The sequence below is a fragment of the Streptomyces sp. NBC_00647 genome (assembly GCF_045207245.1).
Taxonomy (GTDB): domain Bacteria; phylum Actinomycetota; class Actinomycetes; order Streptomycetales; family Streptomycetaceae; genus Streptomyces.
In genome coordinates, this window is sequence record NZ_CP109040.1 from 5,527,719 (window position 1) to 5,549,674 (window position 21,956).

The window sequence follows — 21,956 nt, forward strand, 5'->3', positions numbered from 1 at the left end:
GTGCCCGACGACGGCGGCCTGCCCGCCTCGGTCGGGAAACTCGTCGACAAGTCCTGATCCGTCAGGTCCTGGGCAGGAACGCGGCGGTGGAGAAGGTGACGTCGGGCGCGTCGGCCACCGGCCCACCCTTCTCGCCCGGGTACACCGCGACCGTGTCCCGTGTCTCGCCCCGGAACGTCCGCACCACCAGGTCGGCCCGTCCGTCCCCGGTGAAGTCGGCGACGGCCAGGACGCGGGTGGTGCCCTCGGTGGGAGGCTTCACGGTCACCGTGCCGCTCGCGGACAGTCCGGCCGCGCGGCCCCGGAGGACGCGCAACGCCGTCCCGCTGGAGACGAGTTCGCTGAGCCCGTCCCCGTCGAAGTCACCCGCGTCGAGGACCGATCCCGGGATGGCGACCGTCCCGCGGGCGGCGCCGGGGAGGTCGTAGCGCAGAGACGTTCCGCCCATCGATCCGACGGCCGCGTCGAGTGCCCTGCCCCGTCCGAAGCGGCCGAACGCCACGTCGACGCCGGCCGGCAGGGTGGCCCCGGTGCGGGTGGGGCCCGCCGGTCCGCCGAGGACGACGGCGGAGGGGGCGGCGCCGTCGGCCGCCGTACGGACGAGGAGGTCGTCGTAGCCGTCGCGGTTCACGTCGGCGGCCGGCCCGGTCGGCACATTGCCCGGTGAGGCGAGCGGCTTCCCCGCGGCGCGAGGCGTGCCCTTGCGACTGAACGGGCCGCGCAGATAGCTCAGTTCGCCGTTGGAGGCGTGCACGACGAGGTCCTGTGCGCCGTCTCCGTCGAAGTCGCCGCAGACCGGCTGATCGGGCCAGTCATTGCCGAAACGCGCCTGCGCGGGGATGACGAGCCGCACTCCCTTGCCGTTCAGGCCGGTGGGGGAGCCGAAGAGGATCTGGAGGGGGACCGGGGGCTGCCCCTGGCCGTCGTAGGGCGGGTCGGTCGACACGACGAGATCCGTGTAACCGTCCTTGTCCAGGTCGCAGCTCTCCTCCGCGTCGAAGACGGCGGGGAGCCGGCCCTCGGTCGCGGCCGCCTGCCTGCGGGGATCGAGCAACTGCCGTGCCCCGGGCGTGAGTCCGCGCGCACCGCCGTAGACGATCCCGATACCCGCGTCGTCGGCGTGGCTCTGCTCCTTGACCAGGTCGTCGATCACCAGGTCGCGGTGTCCGTCGCCGTTGAAGTCGTCGGCGACCTTGCTGCCCTTGCCGTGCGGGACGGGGAGCAGGGCCGGGGCGTCGGCGACCCGCACGGGTGTGTGCTCGGGGGCCGCGGCGCCGCCGGTGGGGCCGCAGGCGGCGAGGAGGAGGACGCACCCGAGAGCCGTCGCCGTATGTGTCCCGCGTATTCGCCCGCGCACCGCTCACCTCGTCAGCCCCGTTGAAAACGACTGGGTAATGATGCACGCGTTCGAGATACGGCGACACCCCCGTGCTCCGGAGAGCACGGGGGTGCCGGTCGTACCGATCGGATCCGGCCGGTCGGCCGGACCGCTCGTGCCGTTACTTCACCGGTTCCGGCTCCGGCTCGCTCTCCGACTCGGCCGCGCCCGCCGGGGGCTCGTCGTCGACGGGGGTCTTGACGGACTCCAGGAGGAGCTGGGCGACGTCGACGACCTGGATGGACTCCTTGGCCTTGCCGTCGTTCTTCTTGCCGTTGACCGAGTCGGTCAGCATGACGAGGCAGAACGGGCAGGCGGTGGAGACGATGTCGGGGTTCAGCGACAGGGCCTCGTCGACGCGCTCGTTGTTGATGCGCTTGCCGATCCGCTCCTCCATCCACATCCGCGCGCCGCCGGCACCGCAGCAGAAGCCGCGCTCCTTGTGGCGGTGCATCTCCTGCTGACGCAGGCCCGGGACGGCGGACATGATCTCGCGCGGCGGCGTGTAGACCTTGTTGTGTCGGCCCAGGTAGCACGGGTCGTGGTAGGTGATGAGCCCCTCCACCGGGGTCACCGGGAGCAGCTTGCCCTCGTCGATGAGGTGCTGGAGCAGCTGGGTGTGGTGGATGACCTCGTAGTCGCCGCCGAGCTGCGGGTACTCGTTGCCGATGGTGTTGAGGCAGTGCGGGCAGGTGGCGACGATCTTCTTCGCCGTCCGCGGCTTCTTCGAGTCGGCGGTGACGTTGCCCTCGTCGTCGAGCTCCTCGCCGAAGGCCATGTTCAGGGCGGCGACGTTCTCCATGCCGAGTTCCTGGAACAGCGGCTCGTTGCCGAGGCGGCGGGCGGAGTCACCGGTGCACTTCTCGTCGCCGCCCATGATCGCGAACTTGACGCCCGCCATGTGCAGCAGCTCCGCGAAGGCCTTCGTGGTCTTCTTCGCCCGGTCCTCCAGGGCGCCGGCGCAGCCGACCCAGTACAGGTACTCGACCTCGGTCAGGTCCTCGATGTCGCGGCCGACGACCGGGATCTCGAAGTCGACCTCCTTGGTCCACTCGAGGCGCTGCTTCTTGGCCAGACCCCAGGGGTTGCCCTTCTTCTCCAGGTTCTTGAGCATCGTGCCCGCCTCGGACGGGAACGCGCTCTCGATCATCACCTGGTAGCGGCGCATGTCGACGATGTGGTCGATGTGCTCGATGTCCACCGGGCACTGCTCGACACAGGCGCCGCAGGTGGTGCAGGACCACAGGACGTCCGGGTCGATGACGCCGTTCTCCTCGGCGGTGCCGATGAGGGGGCGCTCGGCCTCGGCCAGGGCGGCCGCGGGGACGTCCTTGAGCTGCTCCTCGGACGCCTTCTCCTCGCCCTCCATGTTCTTGCCGCCGCCGGCCAGCAGGTACGGGGCCTTGGCGTGCGCGTGGTCGCGCAGCGACATGATGAGGAGCTTGGGGGAGAGCGGCTTGCCGGTGTTCCAGGCGGGGCACTGCGACTGGCAGCGGCCGCACTCGGTGCAGGTGGAGAAGTCGAGCAGGCCCTTCCAGGAGAACTGCTCGACCTGGGAGACACCGAAGACGTCGTCCTCACCGGGGTCGGTGAAGTCGATGGCCTTGCCGTCGCTGGTCATCGGGAGCAGCTCGCCGAGGGCGGTCCCGCCCTTGGCGTCGCGCTTGAACCAGATGTTGGGGAAGGCGAGGAAGCGGTGCCAGGCGACACCCATGTTGGTGTTCAGACCGACCGTGATCGCCCAGGTCATGGTGACGCCGAGCTTGATCATGGCGGTCAGGTAGACCAGGTTCTGCAGCGTTCCGTAGCTCAGGCCCTTGAAGGCGGCGACCAGGGGGTACGAGGCCCAGTACGCGGCCTCGTAGTGGTCGACACCGTGGATCGCGCCCTCCAGGCCGCGCAGGGTCATGATCGCGAGGCCGATGACGAGGATCACGGCCTCGACGAAGTACGCCTGGCCCGTCTTCGAGCCGGCGAAGCGCGACTTGCGGCCCGGCTTGGACGGCCGGTTCAGCTGCCGGATCGCGATCAGCACGAGGATGCCGAGCGTCGTGAACAGCGCGATGAACTCGGTGTACAGCTCGTACGGGAGCCAGCCGCCGAGCACCGGCAGCGTCCAGTCGGCCTTGAACAGCTGGCCGTAGGCCGTGACGATCGTCAGGCCGAGGGTCAGGAAGCCGACGGCCACGAACCAGTGCGCGACCCCGATGATCCCCCACCGGTTCATACGGGTGTGGCCGACGAACTCCTTGGCCAGCGTGACGCTGCGGGCCTTCCAGTCGTCGGTGCGGCTGCCGGCTGGTACGGGCTGGCCGAGCTTGATGAACCGGTAGATCTGCGCGACGGCCCGTGCGATCAGCGCGACGCCGACCACGGTCAGGACCAGCGACACAATGATCGCGGCGAGTTGCATTCGGGGGCTCCTCGGGCCTGCGAGGTGTTGCTTCGAGGGTGACCTCGAAGGTGATTACTAAGCGGTAACTTATGCAGTCCGTCTGAGACTACCCACTTCTTCCGCCGCACTGTAGCCAGAGGTGCGGTGATCTGCGTCGCTGAGGGAAGCCTGACCGGCCGCGCCGAGGGCGGGCGGAAGGTCCGTTTCACCCGGAGGCGACAGGACACGTAAACCCGATCGTGTTATTCGCACAATACTGTGACAATTACCCCTAAATTAGCGATGTGCTGTACGGAATCTCGGCCGCCACCGCCGCTCTGCTCCTGACCGCCGCGCTCGCCGCGCTGCTGCGGTCGTTCTCCCTGCGCTTCGGTGTGGCCGACGGGACGGGGCCGCCCTCGCGCCGGGCCAGACCGCGAGCGCCGGGGAGAGGGCGGCCGGTTCCCCTGCTCGGCGGGGTGGCCGTGCTGGGCGCGACGGCGTTCGTCGGGTGGGCCGGCGACTGGACCGGTGTCGCCCCGCTCGGGCCGGAGGCCGGACGGCTGCTGGTCGCCGGGATCGCGGTCGCCCTGCTCGGTCTGGCCGCCGATCTGCTCCCCGTGCCGCCGGTCGTGTGCGTGGCCGGAGTCGCCGCGGCCGCCGCGCTCACCGTCCCCCATGACGAACTCGGCATGCCGGGAGGGGTGTTGGCCGTCGTCTGGATCGTCCTCGTGACGCACGCCTTCCGCTCGCTCGACCATGCCGACGGGGTGATGGGGACGGTCGGCGTCATCACCGCGTTCGCGCTCAGCGGGTGCGCGGCGGCCGAGGTCATGGACGGGCTCGCGGCGCTGCTCAGCGTGCTGGCCGCCGCCCTCACCGGCCTTCTGATGCACGGATGGCCGCCGGCCCGGATCGCGCCGGGCCGGTGCGGGTCGTTGTTCGCCGGGTTCGTGCTGGCCTCGGCGGTCGTGCTGGTGCACGCGGAGCGGCCCGCGGGGCCCGGCTTCGGCGCCGGGTTCGCGCTGACGGCCGTGGCCAGCGCCGACGCCGTCCTGGTCCTCGTGTCGCGGCGGCGGGCGGGCAGACCGCTGCTGCGGCCCGCGCCGGACCACCTGGTGCACCGGCTGCGGCGGGCGGGGCTGACCCGGCAGGGGGTCCTGGTCGTGACGGGGCTCGCCGCGTTCGCGGGTGCGCTCGTCGGGTTGCTCATCGATCTGGGGTGGCTGGGGGCGTGGGCCGCCTGGTGGGTGGCCGGTGCCGTGGCGCTGGTCGCCGTCGCGGGGGCCGTTCGTCCGGGGCCCCGCTCGCGCCGTCCCCCTCCGCATGCGATTCCCTCCCCCGGGGGACCCGTCCCGAGATCCGCTTTCCGGCCGGGGAGACCCCGCCGGGCGGCTCCGGACGCAGTGAGGGTCCACTGACTCTGAGAGAAAAGTGCAGGCCAGAGGCTACCTGCGTGTAAGGAACGGATAAGAGTTGAGCCCCCACGACTCAGGTCTGTTGACCGGGAGGCGGACGTCGTGCACACTTGAGTCCGTTCCACTCAAGTCATTGCTGGAGGAATCGAAATGGCACGTGCGGTCGGCATCGACCTGGGCACGACTAACTCAGTCGTCAGCGTTCTGGAGGGCGGCGAGCCCACCGTCATCACCAACGCCGAGGGCGCCAGGACCACGCCGTCCGTCGTCGCCTTCGCGAAGAACGGTGAGGTGCTCGTCGGCGAGGTCGCCAAGCGCCAGGCGGTCACGAACGTGGACCGGACCATCCGTTCGGTGAAGCGTCACATGGGCACGGACTGGAAGATCGAGCTCGACGGGAAGAGCTTCAACCCGCAGCAGATGAGCGCCTTCATCCTGCAGAAGCTGAAGCGCGACGCCGAGGCGTACCTGGGCGAGAAGGTGGCCGACGCGGTCATCACCGTCCCGGCGTACTTCAACGACTCCGAGCGTCAGGCGACGAAGGAGGCCGGCGAGATCGCGGGCCTGAACGTCCTGCGCATCGTGAACGAGCCCACCGCCGCGGCCCTGGCGTACGGCCTCGACAAGGACGACCAGACGATCCTCGTCTTCGACCTCGGCGGCGGCACCTTCGACGTGTCCCTGCTGGAGATCGGTGACGGCGTCGTCGAGGTGAAGGCCACCAACGGTGACAACCACCTCGGTGGTGACGACTGGGACCAGCGGGTCATGGACTACCTGGTCAAGCAGTTCCAGGCCGGTCACGGCGTGGACCTGTCCAAGGACAAGATGGCCCTCCAGCGCCTCCGCGAGGCCGCTGAGAAGGCCAAGATCGAGCTGTCCTCGTCCACCGAGACCTCGATCAACCTGCCCTACATCACGGCGTCCGCCGAGGGCCCGCTGCACCTGGACGAGAAGCTCACGCGCGCCCAGTTCCAGCAGCTGACGGCCGACCTTCTGGAGCGCTGCAAGACGCCGTTCCACAACGTCATCAAGGACGCCGGCATCAACCTCTCCGAGATCGACCACGTCGTTCTCGTGGGTGGCTCCACCCGTATGCCCGCCGTCGCCGAGCTCGTCAAGGAGCTGACCGGTGGCAACGAGGCCAACAAGGGCGTGAACCCGGACGAGGTCGTCGCCATCGGCGCCGCCCTCCAGGCCGGTGTCCTCAAGGGTGAGGTCAAGGACGTCCTGCTCCTCGACGTGACCCCGCTGTCCCTCGGTATCGAGACCAAGGGAGGGATCATGACCAAGCTCATCGAGCGCAACACCACGATCCCGACCAAGCGCTCCGAGATCTTCACGACGGCCGAGGACAACCAGCCGTCCGTCCAGATCCAGGTCTACCAGGGCGAGCGCGAGATCGCGGCGTACAACAAGAAGCTCGGGATGTTCGAGCTGACCGGTCTGCCGCCGGCCCCGCGTGGCGTTCCGCAGATCGAGGTCGCCTTCGACATCGACGCCAACGGCATCATGCACGTGACCGCGAAGGACCTGGGCACGGGCAAGGAGCAGAAGATGACCGTCACCGGCGGCTCCTCGCTGCCGAAGGACGAGGTCGACCGGATGCGCCAGGAGGCCGAGAAGTACGCGGAGGAGGACCACGCCCGCCGCGAGGCCGCCGAGACCCGCAACCAGGGCGAGCAGCTCGTCTACCAGACGGAGAAGTTCCTCAAGGACAACGAGGACAAGGTCCCCGGTGACGTCAAGACCGAGGTCGAGGCCTCCGTCGAGGAGCTGAAGGCCGCGCTCAAGGGCGAGGACACCGCCGAGATCCGTACCGCCACCGAGAAGGTCGCCGCGGTCTCGCAGAAGCTGGGCCAGGCCATGTACGCCGACGCCCAGGCCGCGCAGGCGGCGGGCGGCGACGCTCCCGGTGCCGAGGCCCCGAGGGCCGACGACGACGTCGTCGACGCCGAGATCGTCGACGAGGACCGCAAGGACGGTGCCGCGTGACGGAGGAGACCCCGGGCTTCGAAGAGCAGCCCGACGTCCCTTCCGGCGCCACCTCTGACGACGCCGAGCCGCAGTCCGCCACCCCCTCTGCGGAGGGGGCGGCGGCCCCGGACGGGGACGCAGCAGCACAGTTGGTCGGCCTGACGGCCCAGCTGGACCAGGCACGCACGGCACTCACCGAGCGCACCACGGACCTCCAGCGGCTCCAGGCCGAGTTCCAGAACTACCGCCGCCGTGTCGAGCGCGACCGGATCGCGGTCAAGGAGATCGCCGTGGCGAACCTCCTGACCGAGCTCCTGCCCGTGCTCGACGACATCGGCCGCGCGCGGGACCACGGCGAGCTCGTCGGCGGATTCAAGTCCGTCGCCGAGTCCCTCGAGACCGTCGCGGCGAAGATGGGGCTCCAGCAGTTCGGCAAGGAGGGCGAGCCCTTCGACCCGACGATCCACGAGGCCCTGATGCACTCGTACGCGCCGGACGTCACGGAGACGACGTGCGTGGCGATTCTGCAGCCGGGGTATCGCTTCGGCGAGCGCACCATCCGCCCCGCGCGGGTGGCCGTCGCCGAACCGCAGCCCGGGGCACAGACGGTCAAGGCCGATGAGTCGGCCGAGGCGGTCGAGGACAAGGAGAGCGGTGGCCCGGACGAGGGCTGAGCTTGACCGGAGAAGGAAGGAGGGACGTCGGGGATGAGCACCAAGGACTTCATCGAGAAGGACTTCTACAAGGTCCTCGGCGTCCCCAAGGACGCCACCGAGGCCGAGATCAAGAAGGCGTACCGGAAGCTCGCCCGCGAGTTCCACCCGGACGCCAACAAGGGCAACACCAAGGCCGAGGAGCGCTTCAAGGAGATCTCCGAGGCGAACGACGTGCTCGGCGACCCCAAGAAGCGCAAGGAGTACGACGAGGCACGCGCCCTCTTCGGCAACGGTGGCTTCCGGCCGGGTCCCGGCGCGGGCGGCGGCAACTTCAACTTCGACCTGGGGGACCTCTTCGGAGGCGGCGCCCAGGGCCAGGGAGCGGGAGGATCCGGCGGCTTCGGCGGCGGTATCGGTGACGTCTTCGGCGGTCTGTTCAACCGCGGCGGCACCACCACGGGGACGCGTACGCAGCCCCGGCGCGGCCAGGACATCGACACCGAGGTCACGCTGTCCTTCACGGAGGCGGTGGACGGCGCGACCGTTCCGCTGCGCATGACCTCGCAGCAGCCGTGCAAGGCCTGCTCCGGCACCGGCGACAAGAACGGCACACCGCGCGTGTGCCCGACCTGCGTCGGCACCGGCCAGGTGGCGCGCGGCTCCGGTGGCGGGTTCTCGCTCACGGACCCCTGCCCGGACTGCAAGGGCCGCGGCCTCATCGCCGAGCACCCCTGCATGGAGTGCACGGGCAGCGGCCGCGCCAAGTCGTCCCGCACGATGCAGGTCCGCATCCCGGCGGGGGTCACCGACGGGCAGCGGATCCGGCTGCGCGGCAAGGGTGCGCCCGGCGAACGGGGCGGCCCGTCCGGCGATCTGTACGTCACCGTCCATGTGGACGCCCACCCGGTCTTCGGCCGCAAGGGCGACAACCTCACCGTCACCGTGCCCGTCACCTTCACGGAGGCTGCGCTCGGCGGCGAGGTGAAGGTGCCGACCCTGGGCGGACCCGCGGTGACCCTGAAGCTGCCGCCGGGCACGCCCAACGGACGCACCATGCGTGCCCGGGGAAGGGGCGCGGTCCGTAAGGACGGCACCCGGGGCGATCTTCTCGTGACCGTCGAAGTGGCGGTCCCGCAGGACGTGTCGGGCAAGGCTCGTGACGCTCTGGAGGCGTATCGCGAGGCGACCGCGGGCGAGGATCCGCGGGCGGAGCTGTTCCAGGCCGCGAAGGGAGCATGACGGAGCCATGGATACGACCGGTCGTCGGCGCAACCCGTACGAACTGACCGAGGAGACACCGGTCTACGTCATCTCGGTGGCCGCCCAGCTCTCCGGACTCCACCCGCAGACCCTGCGTCAGTACGACCGCCTCGGCCTGGTCTCTCCCGACCGCACGGCCGGGCGGGGCCGCCGCTACTCGGCTCGCGACATCGAACTGCTGCGCACCGTGCAGCAGTTGTCGCAGGACGAGGGCATCAACCTGGCCGGCATCAAGCGCATCATCGAGCTGGAGAACCAGGTGGCCGCGCTCCAGTCGCGCGTCGCGGAGCTGGAGTCGGCCCTCGACGGCGCCGCGGCCGCCATGCAGCAGCGCGAGGCCGCCGTGCACGCCTCGTACCGCCGTGACCTGGTCCCGTACCAGGAGGTCCAGCAGACCAGCGCGCTGGTGGTGTGGCGGCCGAAGCGGTCGTCCGAGTAGGGCGCGAACATCTGAAGGGGCCCGGAGGTCATCGACCTCCGGGCCCTCTCGTGTGCCGTCACGCGTCTAACGATTGACCATGACCTCGGCGGAGGCCTGCCGCTCGCCCACGCGGCCGTACACGTCCACGGCGCGCACGGAGACCGTGCACGGACCCGTGTACTGCGGGGTCCAGGCGATGGTGTCCGAGTCCGTGAACCGGGTGCCGCTGGAGCCACAGGCTCCGGAGACGTCCCAGGAGTACCCCTTCAGCAGCCGTCCCTCGTCACCCGACCCGGGCCTTATGCCGACGGTGACGGGGAAGCGGGTTCCCCCCTCGGAGACCACGGTCAGCCGGGGCGCGGCGGGCCCGGTGGCGGTGGCGGGCGTCAGACGCTCGACGGCGGCCTGCGGGGAGGGCACCGACTCGGCTCCCCCGTTGTCGACCGAGGCGACGTAGTACGACGCGGTGCCCTGCGGGGCGGAGGTGTCGGCGTAGGAGGTGGCCGCCGCCCCGGCGCTTCCCACCAGGGTCCACGCGCCCTGGGCGGACGTACGGCGGTAGACGTGGAATCCGGTGACCATCGCGTCGGAGTCCTGCGCGGGGGTCCAGGTGATGTGGGTGGAAGCGTCGGCGGGCGTGCCCTGGAGCGCGGACGGCACGGGCACGGTGGACTCCTCCGGGCGCATGACCGTCACGCCCTCGGAGACGGGCGAGACGTTCCCGGCTCCGTCGACGGCCTGGACGGTGTACCTGTAGTCGGTTCCCACTTCTGCGATCGGGTCCGTGTAGGACGTCCCGAACACGGGCTGGGGTCCGTCGGGGTCGCTCTGCCCGAGCGGTGCGGCCCACACCTCGTAGAGATCGACGTCCGCCGAAGAGGGCGACCACAGCAGGACGTTGCCCGCGGTGGTGCCCTGAGCCGACAGGCCGGTGACGCGCGCGGGCGCCGTCCGGTCGGCGGTGGTCACAGCCCGGTCCGCCGTCCCCGTGGACTCGTTGCCCGCCCTGTCATGGGCGCGGACCTCGTAGTAGTAGGTCACGCCGGTCACCGGGAGGGTCGTGTCGGTGTACGAGGTGGAGGTCGTCGTGGTCAGCCGTGTCCAGGTGGTGCTGCCCTTGAGGCGGCGGTAGACGCGGTAGCCCGCGAGGTCCATCTCCTGGTTCTTCGACCAGGAGACCCTGGCCTTGCCCGTGGCGGTGTCGTACGTCGCCGAAGAACCGGTGGGCACAAGTGGCTTTGTCTTGTCGATGGTGGCGGAAGTGACGGGTTTGTAGGCGAAGGTGACATTTGCCTTGCCCGTCCAATTGACGAAATCTATGCGCAGAGTGTGCTGTCCGTGCGGAATGGTGAGGTTGACCGTTTTCGACTGGGTGGCCGAGACGTTCTTCCAGAGGTCGACCTTGCGCACGCCGTCCAGATACACCCGTATTCCGTCCTGCGTCGTGGCGGGGAGGGTGAAGGGGCCGCCCGAGCCGAAATCCCGAGTCACGGTCCAGCGGACGCCGAAGTCGTTGGCGGGCAGACCCGGGGCGGGCGCGCCGGAACCCCAGCTCTGGTCGATCGCGGAGTCGCAGTCCGTCTTCTTCGGTGTGCCCGAGAATGCGGTGTTCGCATAGAACTGCCGCTTATAAACGGGCGATGTGCAGTTCGTCACTGCGGAGGCGGCGGTGCCGGCCGCGGTGAGCAGTCCGCCCGCGGTGGCGAGCACGAGGGCCGAGGAGAGGGCGCCCGTCGTGCCGATGGCTCTGTTCATGCGTTCCTTCTGGTCCGCCCGATCGTCAACAGCGGTTAAAAACCGTTGACGATCACGACTCCCGGGAGCGGGAGTTGGTTGTACCTGTGAATGACAGAAGGTGAAGCTGAGGGGATTGCTCGAAGGTTGGGCGTAGTCTCTTCCCGTCGTGTTCACTTGTGGAACACGAAACGCCGTTGCCATCTCGTTAAGTGGTTACTCCTTGACGCTGAGGTGATCGCCGCGTTGGCTTTCAGCCACCTGGGTCGCAATGCTGCAACCTCGCCCGGAAGGCACCTGATGTGAACACTCGTAACACCGGCCTCCGCCGTACCGTCATAACCCTGGCGTCGTCCGCCATGGCCATCACACTCGCCGGCTGCGGCGTGGGCGGGCTCGGTGGAACTGACACCAAGGCCAGCCCCACGAAGGGCGACGACATCACGGTGGGCCTGCTCCTTCCGGAGAAGGAGAACACCCGTTACGAGAAGTTCGACTACAAGATCATCAGAGAGCAGGTCCTGAAGCTCACCGAGGGCAAGGGTGCCGTCGACTACGCCAACGCCGAGCAGGACGCCGCCAAGCAGCTCCGCCAGCTCCAGCAGATGGTGGACGACAAGGTCGACGTGATCCTGGTGGACGCGGTGGACTCGGTGTCCATCGCGAAGGGCGTGCGCAAGGCCAAGGACGCCGGCATCCCGGTCATCGCCTACGACCGCCTGGCGCAGGGCCCGATCGACGCCTACATCTCCTTCGACAACGAGCTGGTCGGCCAGGTCCAGGGCAAGGCCCTGGTCGGTGCGCTGGGTGCCAACGCCGCCTCGAAGAAGATCATCATGATGAACGGCTCGCCGACGGACCCGAACGCGGCGCAGTTCAAGGCCGGCGCCCAGTCCGAGCTCAAGGACAAGGTGATCATCTCCAGCACCTGGGACACCAAGGACTGGAACCCGGTCAACGCCAAGGCCAACATGGAGAAGTCCATCCAGAAGGTCGGCCTGAGCAACATCGCCGGGGTCTACGCCGCCAACGACGGCATCGCGGGCGCGGTCATCGACACCCTCAAGACCGCGGGTGTCAGCAAGGTGCCGCCGGTCACCGGCCAGGACTCCGAGCTCATCGCCGTGCAGCGGATCATCAAGGGCGACCAGTACATGAGCGTGTACAAGTCGTACCCGCAGGAGGCCAGCGCCGCCGCCGAGATGGCGGTCGCCAAGGTCCAGGGCCGCTCGATCGAGTTCGACGCCCTCACCCGCGACAAGGTCAGCAGCCCGACCAACAAGGACATCCCGGCCCAGCTCGTGCCCGTGGTGGGTCTGACCACGGACAACATCGAGGACACGGTCATCCAGGACAGCATCTACACCGTCAAGCAGATCTGCACGGCACCGTACAAGGCGGCCTGCGCCGCGATCGGTCTCAAGTAGGTCGCTGGACCGGGGGCGCCCCGGCAGGGCGCTCACCGCACCGTTTCGGGGCGAGGCGGTCGGTACGGGTCCTCGCCGTCGTGACGGGCGGCGAGGAGGGTCCTTCCGGGGTGCTGGGCGGCGTTCCGCCCGCCCGGCACCCGGATGCCCCGGCCGGACCGCCCGGTCTCTCCTGCGCCCCCTGAGAGCCCCTGCGCCCCGGTGCGGCATGATCGCCGCATGTCCAGGATCGTGTTGATGTCCGACCCGAAGATCGCCGCGATACCCGTCGTGGACTGCGGCGAGCCGCTCGTCGACGTACGGGCGAAGGAGCCCTTCCCCCTCGACGCCCGCAGACGGGACGGCTCGGGGGCTTACGCGCATCTGCGCGAAGGGGTGCTGAACCGGCTCGTGGCGGCCGGGGAACTGCTGCCCGACGGCATACGGCTGCTGTTCGTCGAGGGCTACCGCCCGCCCTCGCTGCAGCGGCTCTACTTCGACCGGTACGCCGCCGGACTGCGGGCGGAACACCCCGAGTGGGACGCCGCGCGCCTGCGCGACGCGGCGAGCCGTTACGTGTCCCCGCCGGAGATCGCCCCGCACAGCGCGGGCGCCGCCGTCGACCTCACCCTCGTCGACGCCGACGGCCGGGAGCTGGACATGGGCACGCCGGTGAACGCGAACCCCGAGGAGAGCGACGGCGCCTGCTACAGCGCCGCGGACGGCATCAGCGGGACGGCACGGGCCCACCGTCGGCTGCTGTCCGGCGCGCTGACCGCCGCGGGCCTCGTCAACTACCCCACCGAGTGGTGGCACTGGTCGTACGGCGACCGCTACTGGGCGCTCGCCACGGGCGCCGGTCACGCGCACTACGGGCCCCGCGAACTCGACGCCTGACGCGAGCCGGTGGGCCCGTGGGGCGCGGAGTTCCTGTGGAGATGCGTTGCGTCCGGCACCGACGGCGGCGCCGTCGCACGGCAGACCGCCGACGGCAAGCAGCTGTGACTCCGTCTTCCCGCCCGCGTTCTGACGTCGACGCCAGGACGGTGGGGTTCACGCCACCCGTGTGAGCTCCACCGTCACCTCCGGCGGCCCCCGGGTACACCCCCTCGTGCGGGGTCACGTCGTCGTAGTCGCGGCCCCGCCCGACCACGACGTGGGACTCGTCGGCGCGGGTTCTGTTGGTGGGGTCGTGGCCGGTCCAGTCGCCCGCCCAGTACTAGATCCAGGCGTGGCTCTGGCCGGCGACGGGTCGGCCGCCGGCCCCGTCCACCGGAGCCGCCGGTATACGACATGGACCCGCCTCTCGTCGCGCGTGGTCCGCATCCAGACCCGGTTGCCGCGGCAGACCAGATCGTGCCCCTCCGCCAGCCGCACGCCCATGAGCCGTGGCAGCAGGGCGTGTTCGAAGTACGCGGCGTTGCTGGGACCGGGCGTGAGCACGACGACGTGTCGGCCCGTAAGACTGCGACCAGGACTTGCTGAGGCCGACGGTGGCTCAGATCCGCGATTCATTCCTGAGATGCGGACTCCGCACCGCTCACCCGTGCCTACTTGCCGACCAGGGAGCCCGACGGAGCACATGGCGCGTGGCCGATGAGTGCCAACCCTCCTGATGGGGGACGGGAGTGCGTGAACCCGCCGAAAAGGGGGGTGTGAGAAAGGGATGCTCCGACGCTTCACTGTTCCTTGCCCGGTTCGCTTTTGCCAGCGCGACCGGGGCTCTTCCCTGCACGAGGCGGGGACTGAGTATGAGCCTGTGCATGAGCTGACAGGCCTCCGACGAAAGTAAGGAAGGTGCAATGAGCGGCAGAGGGATGAGACGGGCTGCGGTTGGTGTGCTCACCGTGATCGCCATCGCGGGAGCGTCGCCGGCGTTCGCGCTCTCGGTCAGTCGGGGCGGTGCCCGTGGATGGACCGAACAGTCCGCCACGGTCATGAACCTCCAGGACACACAGGACGACGGCCATGACGTGAAGGCCGAGTACTACAGGACCGCCCACCCGAGCGACAAGCTCACCCTGTGGAACAAGCAGGCCTACGGCGACACGTACTTCGAGGACAACGACGGGAACGCCTGGACCGTGGAGAGCGGGAAGTACTCCACCATCTTCAAGATGCAGGTGTGCGAGGTGTACAACAACTGGCCCGACTCTTGCAGCGGTTGGGTCGAGTAGTCGCCGCAGTTCGTAGCTGACCCACGTCGGAGAGTCGGAGGGGTGGCGGCCGGTGATGGCGGCCGCCACCCCTCCTTGCGCCATGAGTCTACTCAGCGAGTCGGACCCACGGCGCCGTTCGTGGACGGGGCTCGGGGCGGACAAGCAATGGGGAAATCTCTCTGGAGGTGCAAGTGAGCGGCTACACCGAGCGCGTTGTGCTCGAAGTCGAGGATCTCAACTACGGCCTGCCTGGCCGATCACTGCTGGCAGGTATCAGCCTGTGTGTCGCTGCGGGCGAGTCTGTTGCTGTGACGGGGGCCAGCGGCAGTGGGAAGACCACCTTGTTGACGTGCATCCTCGGTCTTATCAAACCGGACGCCGGCTTGGTGCGCATTGCGGGCGTCGACCAGGGCGGGCTGTCGTCGCGCGAGCTTGCCCGGCATCGCCGGGAAAACGTCGGAATGGTCTTTCAGTTCGGCGAGTTGCTTCCAGAATTATCTCCTTTGGAGAATGTGGCCCTGGCGGGTCTCTTGGCAGGCCAGAAGACCACTGAGGCCTACGAGCGTGCGGCTGAGTTGCTCGATGAGCTGGGTGTGCCGGCCGAGGGTTCTGCCACTGCGACGCTGTCCGGCGGTGAACGGCAGCGAACAGCAGTTGCACGGGCATTGATGAACAATCCGGCTCTGCTTCTCGCGGATGAACCAACAGGGTCACTCGACCCTATGCATCGTGACGCCGTTGCTGAACTGCTGTACAGCGTGCCACGGCAACGAGGCTGTGCCCTCTTGGTGGTCACACATGACGTCAGCGTTGCGCAGCGCGCGGATCGACGAGTCCGACTTGACGGAGGTCGGCTGTCAGCCGGTGCGGAGGTTGCGGAGATGGGGGAAAGCGCGTGAGTGACAGAGGGCTGTTCCGTCAGTTGCTGCACATGGGACGCGCGGCCGCCCTGGCAGCGGAGGCAGGGCGAGTGCGCTTCTGGGCCCTTGTTCTGGCTACGTCTCTGTTGTCTCTCGCGGCAACTGGCCTGGTGTTGGCTTCGGCCTCCTTTGACGCCCGCGCAGAACGCAGCGTCGCACGGTCTCCTCGACTCATTGCCGCCCACCCGCGGGAGACGCCCCGGGCGCTCTGGGCGCCGGCCACGTCAAGTATCGGGAACATGGCGTTCGACGTCGTGTACATCGAGCCGGTAGGTGACGACGCGCCGCTTCCCCCCGGTCTCTCTCACTGGCCCGCTCCGGGAGAGGCGGTGTTGTCACCCGCTCTGTTGAAGGCCGGTGGGAGCGACGGCGTCTCCCGGCAGTTCGGGCGTTTCGGCGGTGTCATCGGTCCTGCCGGCCTCGAAGCACCGGCGGAGCGCTTCGTTTATGTCCGGCCCAGCGCCAAGATGCTTGATCGATCCGAGATGTTCGAGATCAGCGGCTTCGGCGCAGAGGCATCTGCCGGATTTGTCGGAGAGAGTATTCATAATTTCGGAGCCCAGAAGTTCTATGCCGGATATGCTGTATTGATTCTTCTCCCGGCGGCTCTCCTGGTGGTCATTGCGGCACGGGTGGGAGCCGTTGCCCGGGACAGGCGAACGGCACTGCTCGGAGCTCTGGGTGCCGGTAGGAGAGTCAGGCTGGCCTTCACGCTCGGTGAGGCAGCGCTCCCTGTTGCCTTTGGAGCAGGTATCGCGGCTTTGGGTTCATCGGTCCCACTCGTGTTGGATTCGTCGTACCCTCTCGTGGAGTTCATCCTCTCGAAGGAAGATGCTCGTGACGCGTGGCCAGAGTTGTTGCTCTGCCTGACAGGTGTTCCGATCGCGGTGCTCTTCCTGGCGATTGTTCTTCAGCCCGGCCATCGGCGTTCGGGCGGAACCAGGCCGACCTCCGTATCGGGTCGCAGAGCGTGGATTCCATGGGTGTTTCCCTTCGCTTTGCTGGTTACCGTGCGAGGTGTGGAAATCGTTCCTCTTGGATTTCGGATACCTGTCTACGCCACTGGTTGCATTGTGGTGCTTGCGACTCTTCCCGCGGTCATCGGGGCCGGGGTGGAGCGGTTGGGACCGCTCATGGCGAGTATCGGTCGGCGGTTTGGTGCTTCGGGGCTTCTGGTCTCCGGACGCCGACTGGGTGTCGGGTCGCGTTCGGTGTCGAGGCTGGTGGCCTCCATGGTGATCGCCATTGGGCTCGCCGCCCAGACGCAGCTGTGGACAGGAGTGTTCGGGGAGTTCACGCAGAGTGCGATGGAGACACAGAAGAGAGTGGGGACGACGGTCCTCAGAGTCACCCCCTACGCAGTAGGTGATCGGGTACGGGATTTCGAGAGCGAGCTTCCGTCGGTTGCCCTGTCTTTGGGCGTACGGCAGACGGGCGACCGGGTTGAGATCGTGGGTGACTGTGCTGCCCTTCGAGAGATCGGTCTGCCGTGCTCGAAGAAAGCTGCACGGATCTCGGCAGCGGGCGGAGACGTACGCCTTCGAGAAATCCTGAGTCGAACCGGGGTGGCACAGGGGGTGAAGGGATACGCGCGACGCGGGGCGCTCTCACATATCGGAGCGAGTAAGGGCGGTTCGCTGACCTTGCTGATCGTAGGCAAGGGGCGCAAGCAGCTCTCGGTACCGGAAATTCAGGGGATAGCCGGCCGGTCCCTGGCGATGAAGGCGTCCGTTCGTCCCTTGGGTGACCTGTCCGATACGGGGAAACTGGTGACGGCTACCAAGTTGGTACGACTGATGTCACTGGTGGGAGTTGGCGTGATCGGCTTGGTTGCCGGGATAAGTGCGATGGCTGAATTTCTCCGCTTCGGGCGGGAACTTGCCCCGCTGTCAGTGCTGACGGGCAGCCGCCGAATCTTCCGGTCAGTGGCCATGTGGTCGCTGTTTATGCCCGCGGTCTTGGCGGCAGTATTCGGGGTTTTGGTGTCATGGTGGCTGGCGACCCCGCTGACCAGCACTTCTGTGGCGACACCTACATCTGTGGCGCCTATCACGATTGGTGCGCTGGTCTGCGCCCTGGGGCTTGCCTTGTGGGGAGCGCATGCCGCGGTGCGGGCGGCAGGGATGTGGACGCCTTCATCGGACTGAGGTACGCCTGACCACTCCGACTGCACTCACAGTTGGAGAATTTTGGCGCAAGGCCCTTCATAGATTGTGGAGTTGCTGTTCGCGGGACTGAGATCGCCAGGCGATCGCAGCGGCTTGTACGCGGTTATCGGCACCGATCGTTTCGTAGATCGTGCGCACGTGATCCTTTACGGTGTGCGTGCTGATGCTGAGCTTTTCGGCGATGGCGAGGTTGGAGAGTCCTTCGCCAAGGAGACTCAGGATCTCCTGGCACCTGGGGCTGAGACCTCTCAACTGCTCCCGAGCGGCGTTCACTTCTTCCGCCGCGTGACTGGGTTCGAGGTAACGGGCTACCACGGGTCGAGCCACCTCTGGCGCGAGCGCCACACTGCCGGCGCGGGCCGCTCGTATGGCCCACAGGAGGTTCGTCACGCAGTCGCCGCTGTGAAGGATGCCGTTCGCCCCGTTGCGGAGAAGCCGTCGGGCCACGGGCTCCGTGACACGGTCCATGAGAACAATTCTCTTGGCCGTGATGGCGAGCTGGTTCAATTCTTCGAGTGTGTGCAGGGCTTCGTCGACGCTGGAATGACTCATGACGATGATGTCCGGCGTTGCCGTACGTACGAGCCGGGATGCCGATGCGATGGAGCCTTCGCTGACGACGTGCAGTTGATCGTCCTGCTCAACGGTCTGACGCACTCCGGCGCGTTCCAGTGAATGACGCCCGAAAATCCCGATCCGTATCACTTGCAACCTCCCCGTTTGGCACGGCACATCATGAGGACCCTGGCCGGATGGGGGAAATCCGGCCAGGGTCGCTCAGGGTGCCGCTACGCCCGAATTCCACGAGCGTTTTCGTCGGCGGAGAGAGTCAATCCCCGCCTTTCACCAAGAATGCGCTCCGCGGACACGTTGTCGCCACCGTCATCTTGTTGCAAGGGTCGAGGCGGAGGTGGGGATTTATATGCGCAAAGCAGGACGAGAGTGGGCGCGACCACGAGGCAGCAGTGTTGCGATGTCGGTCGCGTCCGCGCATAGTTGCGCTGCGGAAGACGCCGAGGCGTCTCACCGCAGAAGGGGCTGGAGCCAGGGTTGGAGCCAGGGGTGGGAGATGGCCGGGCACGGGACGGACAGGCATCCGCACGGCGCTGACCGACTGTGCGAGGCCGGCGACCGGGTGTACTCCCGGGCCGTGCGGCGCGGCCGCGTGCCCCGCGAGGACGCGGAAGCGGTGCCCTGCCTGCTGGAGTTGGCGCTGCTGCACCCCGATCCCGACGACATGGGCTGGCTGGTGCCGACCTCGCCCCAGGAGGTCATGACACGGCTCCTGCGGGGCGTGTACGAGGAAGTCAGCGCGAGCCAGGCCCGGGTGGGCGACGCGGTGTCGGCCTTCGAGTGGTACGCGGGGCTCGGCGGCCGGGTACAGGCACCGGCCGAGGGAGTGGCGATCCGGGTCCTCGACGGGCTGCCGCGGATCCACGCCGCCATGGACAAGGCCACCTCGGAGTGCACCAGCGAGGTGCTGACGGTCCAGCCGGGCGGCATCCGGCGCGAGGACGAACTCGTGGAGGGCCTGCACCGGGCGCTGGAGATGCGGCGGCGCGGGGTGCGCATGCGCGATCTGTATACCCACGTGGCGCGGCATGGCCAAGGCCTTCTGAACTACATGGAGTTGATGGGTGACGCGGCCGAGGCACGCACCCTCGACGAGGTCGTGGAGCGGCTCATCCTCTTCGACCGCAAGGTCGCCTTCATCCCCGCGAACTCGGACCGCACGATCGCCCTGGAGCTGCGCCACCCGGCCCTCGTGGACTACCTGGTCACGGTCTTCGAGCGACTGTGGCGCCTGGCGATCCCGCTGACGTCCCCGCTCCCGTCCACCGGCATCGAGGGCATCACCCATCGGGAGCGCTCGATCGCCGCCCTGCTGGCGGAGGGCCACCAGGACGCGGTGGTCGCGGAACGCCTTGGCATCAGCGTCCGTACGTGCCGGGCGCACATCGCGCGCCTGTCGGAGACCCTGGGCGCGGCGAGCCGCACCCAACTGGGCGTCCGCATCGCCCAGGCGGGGCTGGACGGGCCTCGGCGGACTCCGGAGCCAGAGACGATCACCGTTCCCGGAGTTGCTCCCGAGCCCCCTGGTGTTCCTGATCAAGGATCCCCGACTGGCCTATGAGATAGCCGAGTTGGGCCCGGCTCTCGCTGCCGAGGGTGGCGGCGAGTTTGGCTATGTGGACTCGGGCGGTGCGGACGTTCATGCCGAGGCGGTCGGCTATGGAGGCGTCGGTGTGGCCTTCGACGAGGAGGCTCGCGATGGCTCGCTGGCGGGGGGTGATGCCGTTCAGGGTGGGCTGTTGGGCGGCTTCCGGGTACATGGGCATGGCCAGACGCCACAGGCGCTCGAAGGTGATCACGAAGAAGGTGATCAGGGCTGGATTGCGGACTTCCAGCGCGAGTGTGCGGTCCTTGTTCGCCGGAATGAACGCGACAGCGCGGTCGATGATGATCAGGCGTTCGGTGACTTCGTCGAGGGTGCGGACCGCGATGTCGCCCTTCAGTAGTTCATAGCGGGCAACCACTGCTGGCGAGTGGCGGAGTGTGTGCTGGTAGAGCGTACGGATGCGGGCGCCCCGGTCCAGCAGTGCCTGGTCGCGTTCCAGGGACTCTCGTACAGATGCGGCGTTTCGCCCGTTGTGGGGCTGAATGGTGAGGAGTTCCTCGTGTGCGGAGGCCATGGTCTGCGTGATGACCGAGTTGATGCGCTGGAGACCGCTGAGCACGCTGATCGTCGGGGTCTCTGCCGTCGCGGCGTGAGGCCCATCGATCCGCATGAGTGGCTCGAACGCCTCCGCCAGGCGCGCCTCGCGCTGTCGCTGCTGTGTGATGGCGTCAGCGGTGTTGCGCAACAGCCGGGGGAGCGCCACGGCGGGGGCCACGGGATGCAGCCATCGCATGTCCTCGATGTCCGGCTGGAGCAGGCCGAAGTCAATCAGGCAGGGCACGGGCTCGGCCTCCAGCTGGGTGACACGGCCCTCGTGGAGCGCGCGGGGGTACAGGTCCAGGCCCGCCTGGCACAGTTCCTCGGCACCGTGCTCGTGCGCCCCCGTGGTCACCTGTGGCTCTGTTCTCTCGGCATTCAGTGATCCTGGTCCAGGAGCCCCGACTGGGCTATCAGGAAACCGAGTTGAGCACGGCTTCCGCTGCCGAGGGCGGAGGCCAGCTTGGCGATGTGGGCACGGCAGGTGCGGACGTTCATGCCGAGGCGGCGGGCTATGGCCTCGTCCACGTGGCCCTCCACGAGGAGTTTCGCGATGGAGTGCTGGATGTCCGTGATGCCGTCCGGGGCGGTTTCGTAGGGTGCGCCGGCGCTCAGCGGGACGGAGCGGCCCCACATGAACTCGAAGACCTTGATCAGGTAGCGGACGAGGCCCGGGTGACGAAGCTCAAGGGCCACCTTCTGGTCGTCGCGGGTGGGGATGAAGGCGACGGTCTCGTCGCAGATGATGAGCCGCTCGACCAGCTCGTCGATGGTGCGGTGCTCCACCTTGCCGTTGGAGAGCTGGTCCACGTAGGCCAGTTTCTCGGGGCTGTATCGCGCGGTGTGCTGATAGAGGGTCCGGATGCGCACACCACGTTCGATCAAAGGCCTGTCCCGCTCCAGCCCCTGAATGAGGTTGCGTTCGGGGCGGGGGCCGCTCGGCTGGACCGTGAGCATCTCGGTCTGGCACTGGGCCGTGGCCAGGTCGAGTGCCGCGTTGATCCGGTCGTTGCCCTCGAGCACGGTGATCGAGTGAGTGGTCGCAGCGGCCTGCGCGCTGAGGGTCATGAACGGCTCGAAAGCATCGGCCAGTTCGATCGACATCCGTCTGCGCTCGGTGATCTCGCGCTCTATGGCGTTGAGCCGCTGGGCCAGGGCGGCCGACGGGGGCACGGGGCGCAGCCAGTTCGCGTCGTCAGGATCCGGGTGGAGAAGGGCGAACTCCATCAAACAGGGAGCGCTCTCCACGTCTGCGCGGGCGATACGTCCCGTGCGGAGTGCGATCGCATAAAGTCGGCCACCTTCCCCACACAACTCGGTCACCGCATGGGGATGTGTCGCTTTAGTCCCATTGGTTATCAAATCTCCA

Annotated in this window: 17 protein-coding genes and 2 pseudogenes; 11 read left to right on the forward strand and 8 right to left on the reverse strand. The window is 68.1% G+C overall.

The genetic code is table 11. The features are described 5' to 3' along the window. Positions 1 to 61: 61 nt before the first annotated feature. Positions 62 to 1,357: an FG-GAP repeat domain-containing protein gene (locus OG788_RS24340; protein ID WP_406373397.1), complete on the reverse strand. Its 1,296-nt coding sequence runs from the start codon at positions 1,355 to 1,357 to the stop codon at positions 62 to 64. Positions 1,358 to 1,499: 142 nt separating this feature from the next. Then, a complete protein-coding gene (locus tag OG788_RS24345) occupies positions 1,500 to 3,791 on the reverse strand; it encodes a (Fe-S)-binding protein (protein WP_351547772.1) in 2,292 nt (763 codons plus the stop codon). A 266-nt stretch (positions 3,792 to 4,057) separates the two neighbouring features. On the opposite strand from OG788_RS24345, the gene OG788_RS24350 reads away from it, so the two are divergent. The 5 genes from OG788_RS24350 to OG788_RS24370 all read left to right on the forward strand — a co-directional run bounded on the left by OG788_RS24350 (position 4,058) and on the right by OG788_RS24370 (position 9,502). Continuing rightward, positions 4,058 to 5,173: an MraY family glycosyltransferase gene (locus OG788_RS24350; protein WP_406373400.1), complete on the forward strand. Its 1,116-nt coding sequence runs from the start codon at positions 4,058 to 4,060 to the stop codon at positions 5,171 to 5,173. Positions 5,174 to 5,320: 147 nt separating this feature from the next. Further along, positions 5,321 to 7,165 carry a molecular chaperone DnaK gene (gene dnaK, locus OG788_RS24355; RefSeq protein ID WP_351547778.1) on the forward strand — a complete coding sequence of 615 codons (1,845 nt, stop codon included), beginning with the start codon at positions 5,321 to 5,323 and terminating at the stop codon, positions 7,163 to 7,165. Further along, complete coding sequence (gene grpE, locus OG788_RS24360; RefSeq protein ID WP_351547781.1) at positions 7,162 to 7,821, forward strand: nucleotide exchange factor GrpE; 660 nt, start codon at positions 7,162 to 7,164, stop codon at positions 7,819 to 7,821. Before dnaK ends, grpE begins: the two co-directional genes overlap by 4 nt. Positions 7,822 to 7,854: 33 nt before the next feature. Then, on the forward strand, positions 7,855 to 9,042 hold the full coding sequence (gene dnaJ / locus OG788_RS24365; protein WP_406373402.1) for a molecular chaperone DnaJ: 1,188 nt from the start codon (positions 7,855 to 7,857) through the stop codon (positions 9,040 to 9,042). A gap of 7 nt (positions 9,043 to 9,049) precedes the next feature. Further along, on the forward strand, positions 9,050 to 9,502 hold the full coding sequence (locus OG788_RS24370; RefSeq protein ID WP_351547787.1) for a heat shock protein transcriptional repressor HspR: 453 nt from the start codon (positions 9,050 to 9,052) through the stop codon (positions 9,500 to 9,502). Between the two features lie 66 nt (positions 9,503 to 9,568). Here OG788_RS24370 and OG788_RS24375 read toward each other — a convergent pair whose 3' ends face one another. Beyond that, the gene (locus tag OG788_RS24375) at positions 9,569 to 11,239 is read right to left on the reverse strand and encodes a fibronectin type III domain-containing protein (RefSeq protein WP_406373404.1); all 1,671 of its coding nucleotides are present in this window, start codon (positions 11,237 to 11,239) and stop codon (positions 9,569 to 9,571) included. 281 nt (positions 11,240 to 11,520) lie between these two features. Here OG788_RS24375 and OG788_RS24380 point away from each other — a divergent pair, with 281 nt between their 5' ends. Further along, positions 11,521 to 12,645: a sugar ABC transporter substrate-binding protein gene (locus tag OG788_RS24380; protein WP_406373406.1), complete on the forward strand. Its 1,125-nt coding sequence runs from the start codon at positions 11,521 to 11,523 to the stop codon at positions 12,643 to 12,645. A 219-nt stretch (positions 12,646 to 12,864) separates the two neighbouring features. Continuing rightward, complete coding sequence (locus tag OG788_RS24385) at positions 12,865 to 13,521, forward strand: M15 family metallopeptidase (protein ID WP_406373408.1); 657 nt, start codon at positions 12,865 to 12,867, stop codon at positions 13,519 to 13,521. Positions 13,522 to 13,677: 156 nt separating this feature from the next. On the opposite strand, the pseudogene OG788_RS24390 reads toward OG788_RS24385, so the two are convergent. Next, a pseudogene (locus OG788_RS24390) lies at positions 13,678 to 13,879 on the reverse strand (transglutaminase family protein); the annotation flags it as partial. 20 nt (positions 13,880 to 13,899) lie between these two features. Further along, positions 13,900 to 14,112: pseudogene (locus tag OG788_RS24395) on the reverse strand (circularly permuted type 2 ATP-grasp protein); the annotation flags it as partial. 314 nt (positions 14,113 to 14,426) lie between these two features. Here OG788_RS24395 and OG788_RS24400 point away from each other — a divergent pair. The 3 genes from OG788_RS24400 (at position 14,427) to OG788_RS24410 (ending at position 17,850) form a co-directional block, all read left to right on the forward strand. Next, positions 14,427 to 14,801 carry a hypothetical protein gene (locus tag OG788_RS24400; protein ID WP_406373410.1) on the forward strand — a complete coding sequence of 125 codons (375 nt, stop codon included), beginning with the start codon at positions 14,427 to 14,429 and terminating at the stop codon, positions 14,799 to 14,801. A 173-nt stretch (positions 14,802 to 14,974) separates the two neighbouring features. Further along, positions 14,975 to 15,682 (forward strand): ABC transporter ATP-binding protein, encoded by a 708-nt coding sequence (locus tag OG788_RS24405; RefSeq protein ID WP_406373412.1) that lies wholly within the window; start codon positions 14,975 to 14,977, stop codon positions 15,680 to 15,682. A 260-nt stretch (positions 15,683 to 15,942) separates the two neighbouring features. Continuing rightward, positions 15,943 to 17,850, forward strand: coding sequence for a hypothetical protein (locus OG788_RS24410; protein WP_406373414.1), 1,908 nt, complete (start codon positions 15,943 to 15,945; stop codon positions 17,848 to 17,850). Positions 17,851 to 17,907: 57 nt separating this feature from the next. Here OG788_RS24410 and OG788_RS24415 read toward each other — a convergent pair whose 3' ends face one another. Beyond that, complete coding sequence (locus OG788_RS24415) at positions 17,908 to 18,576, reverse strand: LuxR C-terminal-related transcriptional regulator (RefSeq protein ID WP_406373416.1); 669 nt, start codon at positions 18,574 to 18,576, stop codon at positions 17,908 to 17,910. A gap of 364 nt (positions 18,577 to 18,940) precedes the next feature. Between OG788_RS24415 and OG788_RS24420 the strand changes: the two genes are divergently transcribed. After that, positions 18,941 to 20,005: a LuxR C-terminal-related transcriptional regulator gene (locus tag OG788_RS24420; protein ID WP_406373418.1), complete on the forward strand. Its 1,065-nt coding sequence runs from the start codon at positions 18,941 to 18,943 to the stop codon at positions 20,003 to 20,005. On the opposite strand, the gene OG788_RS24425 is transcribed toward OG788_RS24420, so the two are convergent. Continuing rightward, entirely contained in the window at positions 19,938 to 20,942 is a 1,005-nt protein-coding gene (locus tag OG788_RS24425) for a LuxR C-terminal-related transcriptional regulator (RefSeq protein ID WP_406373420.1), read from the reverse strand. The genes OG788_RS24420 and OG788_RS24425 overlap by 68 nt on opposite strands. A gap of 23 nt (positions 20,943 to 20,965) precedes the next feature. After that, positions 20,966 to 21,949: a helix-turn-helix transcriptional regulator gene (locus OG788_RS24430; protein WP_351547815.1), complete on the reverse strand. Its 984-nt coding sequence runs from the start codon at positions 21,947 to 21,949 to the stop codon at positions 20,966 to 20,968. Positions 21,950 to 21,956: the final 7 nt, after the last annotated feature.